The following is a 4,909-nucleotide window of genomic DNA, read 5'->3' on the forward strand; positions in this document are numbered from 1 at the left end:
CAACATGGGCATCGGCGGCATCACGCCCGCACAGAAACTGAAAATGGCCATGTAAGTTCTACAAATGCAACAGGGCAAACCCCTGTTTTCGGAAATCGGCGTCATCCGCGCCTGGGAGCTTGAAGAAGGGCCGATCACACCGGGCCAGAACCGGCGCAAGGCGCTGGAGGTCAGCGATCTCTGGGTTGGCGAATGCCATGTTACGGTACGGGATCAAGCCAGCCAGTGGCACCATCACAAGGATTTCGACAGCGTCATGTATATGCTGTCGGGCCGCATCCGCGTCGACCACGGTTCGGGCGGCAAGCAGTCTTTTGAACTTGGGGCGGGCGATTACGCCTATTTCCCGCGCCGCGTGATCCACCGCGCGCAGATCCTGGAGGGAGATAACGTGCGCTATGTATTCGTGCGCGTCGGCCGGGGCGAGACCTTGGAAAACGTGGACGGCCCCGAGGCCTGAGCCTCCTATCGAACAGTCAAGAAGGAGCCAGACATGGCCGACGACTTGTCCAAATGGACACCTCGCGCGAAACCCGGAGGCGACACCATGGAAGGGCGGTTCGTCCGGCTGGAAAGGCTTGACCCCGCCCGCCACGCTGATGGCCTGTTCGAAGCCTCGGCCCAACCGGACGGAGATCAGCGCTTCCGCTGGTTACCGGATTTTCCGCCCATAGACCGTGACGCTTTTCGCTCATGGGTGGCGACGTCCGCCGCAAGTGAAGATCCGCTGTTCTTTGCCGTAATAGACAAGGCGTCGGGTAAGGTGGCCGGTCGACAGACCCTGATGCGGATCAATGCCCCGAATGGCGTGGCTGAGATCGGGCATATCTACTGGGGGCCGCTCATATCGCGCAAGCCTGCGGCAACCGAGGCGCTGTTTTTGTTCGCACGCCACATCTTCGATGACCTCGGCTATCGCCGCTTTGAATGGAAGTGCGACGACGAGAACCTGCCTTCCAAACGCGCCGCCCACCGCTTCGGCTTCCAACCCGAGGGGGTGTTTCGTCAGCACCTTGTCGTGAAGGGCAAGAACCGCGATACAGCCTGGTTCGCCATGCTCGACAAGGATTGGAGCAAGCTGCGACCTGCCTATGAAGCGTGGCTGGCACCAGACAATTTCCACCCCGACGGGATACAAAGGAAGCCACTGAAAAAGTATCGCGCCGAAATTGACGCGGCGTGAAGGATATGGGGCAGCCATCAGCCGCTATGGGCGTGGCCGCTCTCTGCCCATTTTACCTCGGTCGCTTCTCGTTACCACGAAGGCGGGATCATTAGAGCATTTCTTGTTTTTATGGAAACATGATGAAACACTCTAAGTTCTTGTTTTAGCCGCATTCGTGCGACGTCAGATGTAACCATCTGTACTCACAAAATGCTTTAAAGCCTGTCTCCCGAGACTTGAGAACCAGTTTCGGGATAAAGACATGCGTAAAAACAAAGGCTTAAAGCGGGTCGCGTGAATCTGAAAGAAAAGCGACACGCTTTAGGATGAAAAGCGCATTACGTGCGACCTCGCAATACGTCAATGGCAGGATCGCCGGCCTTCAGATGTCCTTTGCCAGCCGCAAGGCATCGTAAATGGCGGCGTGGGTATTGCGGGCGGAAACGGCGTCGCCGATGCGGAACAACTGGAATTTTCCGTGCCGGTTGCGGGTGAGCGATTGCGGAGCACCGGCGATCAACTGATCATAGGAGACCTCGCCAAGATTGTTCGATTGCGGCTTCAGCTCGAAATAGAGATCGTCGAGCGGGATAGTGCCGTGATTGACGACGATCTGGTCGACCATCCGCTCACGCATCACACCGCCATAATCGCTGCCGATATAAGCGACAATCCCGTTGCCGCTTCTTTGTGCCCGCTCCAGCCGCCAGGTGACGGTGAAGGTCACATCGAGCTTTTGCAGCGAACGCATATAGGGCACGAGGTTCATCGCCATGACTTCCGGTGCGAAGGAGCGGTCCGGCGTCATGACCTCGACCTTCGCTCCCGTCGCGGCGATGAATTCCGCCGCCTGCAGACCGGCATGGTCGCCGGCATCATCGAAAACCAGCACATTCGTGCCCGGCTTCACATCACCGGAAATGATGTCCCATGACGAGACGGCCAGATCATTGCCTTCGCTCATTACTTCGGTATGCGGCAGGCCGCCAGTGGCGATGATCACGACATCCGGCTCATCGGCCAGCACCGTATCGGCCTCGGCCCAGTGGTCGAAATGGAACGTGACGCCGTGCTTCTCGCACTGGTTCATGCGCCAGTCGATAATGCCGGTCATCTCGCGGCGGCGTTCGCTGCGAGCGGTGAGGCGGATCTGGCCGCCGGGCGCGTTCGCCGCTTCATAGACGATGACCTCATGGCCGCGTTCGGCCAAAACACGGGCGGCCTCAAGTCCGGCGGGCCCCGCACCGACAATGACGATTCTTTTGCGCCGGTCCGCCTTCGCCGCGATGTGCGGCATGGTTTCCTCGCGGCCGGTCGCCGCATTGTGGATGCAAAAGGCCATGCCGCCCTGATAGATGCGGTCGAGACAGTAATTGGCCCCGACGCAGGGGCGGATATCATCCTCGCGCTTCTCGATGATCTTGCGCACCAGATGCGGGTCGGTCATATGCGCCCGCGTCATCCCGATCATGTCGACCTTGCCGGAGGAGATTGCATGCCGGGCGGTAGCGACGTCCTGAATCCGCGCGGCATGGAAAGTGGGGAAATCGGTGGCGGCGCGGATTTCGCCGGCGAAATCAAGATGGGGGGCGCTGGCCATGCCCTGAATGGGAATCACGTCGGTGAGGCCCGGGTCGGTGTCGATATGGCCCCTGATGATATTGAGATAGTCGATCAGGCCGCTTTCCTTCAGCCGTCGGGAAATCTCGATGCCTTCTTCCTTGCCGGTGCCGCCGGGCAGTTGTTCGTCGGCGGTGTAGCGCACACCGAGGATGAAATCGTCGCCGACGCGCTCGCGCATGGCTCGGAACACGTCGAGGCAAAAGCGCATGCGGTTGTCCAGCGATCCGCCGTAGGGGCCGTCAAGCTCGTTGGTCAGCGGCGAGATAAACTGGTCGATGAGATGGCCATAGGCTTCCACTTCAACGCCATCCATGCCGCCTGCCTTCATGCGTTCGGCTGCATCGGCGAAATCCTTGACGATGCGCTCAATGTCCCAGTCCTCGATCTTTTTCGGGAAAGCGCGATGCGCGGGCTCGCGATGATGCGAGGGCGCGACGACAGGAAGCCAGTCGCCCTTGTCCCAGCGGGTGCGCCGGCCAAGATGGGTAAGCTGGATCATGATCGCAGCACCCTGTTCATGGACCGCGTCGGTCATCTGCCTGATCCAGGGCACGATCTCGTCCTTGTAGGCGAGCAAATTGTTGAATATCGGCGGGCTGTCCTTCGATGTCGCCGCCGATCCGGCAGTCATCGTCAGGGCGACCCCGCCCTTGGCCCTTTCCACCGTATAGGCGCGATACCGCTCCTTCGGCATGCCGTCTTCCGGATAGGCCGGTTCGTGCGACGTCACGATAATGCGGTTGCGAAGCGTCAGATGCTTGAGACGATAAGGCTGAAGGAGAGGGTCGTTGGACACTGCCGGACTCCATTTGAAACGCGCATCAATCACGTTAAGGCAAAATATTCATTAGTGTCAATTGTAAAAACATTAGAATACATAAAATCGACACTGATGAACATTTTTCTTGTTTTCAACTGTTCGACTTGCTAGGAGAGTACTCATGGAACAGGCATTGAATGACAGTGGCTGGCGTGGTTCTCCGGAGGTCTGGCTTCAGGCCGCGCGCGACGCGTTGCTGGATTCAGGCGTCGATGCCGTCAAGATATTGCCGCTGGCAAAACGGCTGGGGCTTTCCAGAACCAGCTTCTACTGGTTCTTTGAAGACCGGGAAGCATTGTTGAGCGCGCTGGTCACAAGGTGGCGCGACAAGAACACCAGCAGCCTCGTCAAGCAGTCCGAGGCCTATGCGGAGTCTCTGGCCGAAGCCATGCTCAACGTCTTCGATTGCTGGCTCGACAACGAGATCTTCGATTCCAGGTTTGAATTCGCCATACGAAGCTGGGGGTTGCAGTCGGGCGACGTATTAGCTGAAGTCCAGGCGGCCGACCGTACCCGGATCGAAGCCCTGACGCGCATGTTTATCCGCTTCGGTCTCAGCGAGATCACCGCGGACGTGCGTGCGCGCACCACCTACCTCATCCAGATTGGCTACATAACCACACAATCCAGGGAAAATCTGGCCGAGCGCATGAGGCGAATACCGGAATATATCACAATCTTTACGGGACAGGCGCCGCAGCAACGGGAACTGGACCGCTTCTTTGCAAGACACGGATACAAACCAGAATAGAGACGGCCAAGCCATGAGCCAGGCGTTGAAAATTGGCATTATCGGGAGAAGTGGGTGGCTCGGGGGAGCAATCGCCGGTTCGTTGTTGCGTGCAGATGCCGTGCGACCAGCCGACTGGCTCTCTCTTGCCATCGACTGCGCTGGCCGACTGGTCGTGTCCGTCATGGCTGGTATCCGTATTAAACAGCTTGCTGTTGATTGCCGTTGAGATCTGACCCGGGATTTTCACCGAGAATTGACCCGCCTCGTGGATATGATTTGGGTTTGGTCAGATGGTCAAGTCGATGGTTTTTCCTTTCTGATTTTGGTTGCTTGGGCCGAGCTGTTTCTGAATCGGAAGCTGTCGTTTCCAGTTTCGAGAATGTGGCAGTGGTGAGTGAGCCGATCGAGCAGCGCAGTCGTCATTTTTGCGTCACCGAATACGCTCGCCCATTCCGCAAAGCTGAGATTGGTTGTGATGATGACGCTGGTGCGCTCGTAGAGTTTGCTCAGCAGATGGAAGAGCAATGCCCCTCCCGATGCGCTGAAGGGCAGGTATCCAAGCTCGTCG

General features: G+C 58.2%; 5 protein-coding genes and 1 pseudogene. 4 read left to right on the top strand and 2 right to left on the bottom strand.

Annotated features, from left to right (window positions below):
• The first annotated feature begins 64 nt into the window (after positions 1-64).
• Complete coding sequence (locus ACFPLB_RS12300; protein WP_378230020.1) at positions 65-460, top strand: cupin domain-containing protein; 396 nt, start codon at positions 65-67, stop codon at positions 458-460.
• Between the two features lie 33 nt (positions 461-493).
• Positions 494-1,183: a GNAT family N-acetyltransferase gene (locus ACFPLB_RS12305; protein WP_378230022.1), complete on the top strand. Its 690-nt coding sequence runs from the start codon at positions 494-496 to the stop codon at positions 1,181-1,183.
• 364 nt (positions 1,184-1,547) lie between these two features.
• Here ACFPLB_RS12305 and ACFPLB_RS12310 read toward each other — a convergent pair whose 3' ends face one another.
• Positions 1,548-3,584, bottom strand: coding sequence for an oxidoreductase (locus ACFPLB_RS12310; RefSeq protein WP_378230024.1), 2,037 nt, complete (start codon positions 3,582-3,584; stop codon positions 1,548-1,550).
• 145 nt (positions 3,585-3,729) lie between these two features.
• On the opposite strand from ACFPLB_RS12310, the gene ACFPLB_RS12315 reads away from it, so the two are divergent.
• Both ACFPLB_RS12315 and ACFPLB_RS12320 read left to right on the top strand, forming a co-directional pair.
• The gene (locus ACFPLB_RS12315) at positions 3,730-4,359 is read left to right on the top strand and encodes a TetR/AcrR family transcriptional regulator (protein WP_378230026.1); all 630 of its coding nucleotides are present in this window, start codon (positions 3,730-3,732) and stop codon (positions 4,357-4,359) included.
• Positions 4,360-4,372: 13 nt separating this feature from the next.
• A pseudogene (locus ACFPLB_RS12320) lies at positions 4,373-4,552 on the top strand (pyrroline-5-carboxylate reductase); the annotation flags it as partial.
• Between the two features lie 83 nt (positions 4,553-4,635).
• Here the strand turns inward: ACFPLB_RS12320 and ACFPLB_RS12325 are convergent.
• Positions 4,636-4,909 (bottom strand): ATP-binding protein (locus ACFPLB_RS12325; RefSeq protein ID WP_378230028.1); only part of this gene is annotated, 274 nt, incomplete at its 5' end.

Origin of the sequence: Aquamicrobium segne (assembly GCF_042656785.1) — a bacterium.
GTDB lineage: Bacteria > Pseudomonadota > Alphaproteobacteria > Rhizobiales > Rhizobiaceae > Mesorhizobium > Mesorhizobium segne.

What these genes read in the sequence shown, in the direction of transcription:
- ACFPLB_RS12305 (WP_378230022.1), top strand. Translation starts at nt 494, where the DNA reads ATGGCCGACGACTTGTCCAAATGGACACCTCGCGCGAAACCCGGAGGC.
- ACFPLB_RS12300 (WP_378230020.1), top strand. Translation starts at nt 65, where the DNA reads ATGCAACAGGGCAAACCCCTGTTTTCGGAAATCGGCGTCATCCGCGCC.
- ACFPLB_RS12315 (WP_378230026.1), top strand. Translation starts at nt 3,730, where the DNA reads ATGGAACAGGCATTGAATGACAGTGGCTGGCGTGGTTCTCCGGAGGTC.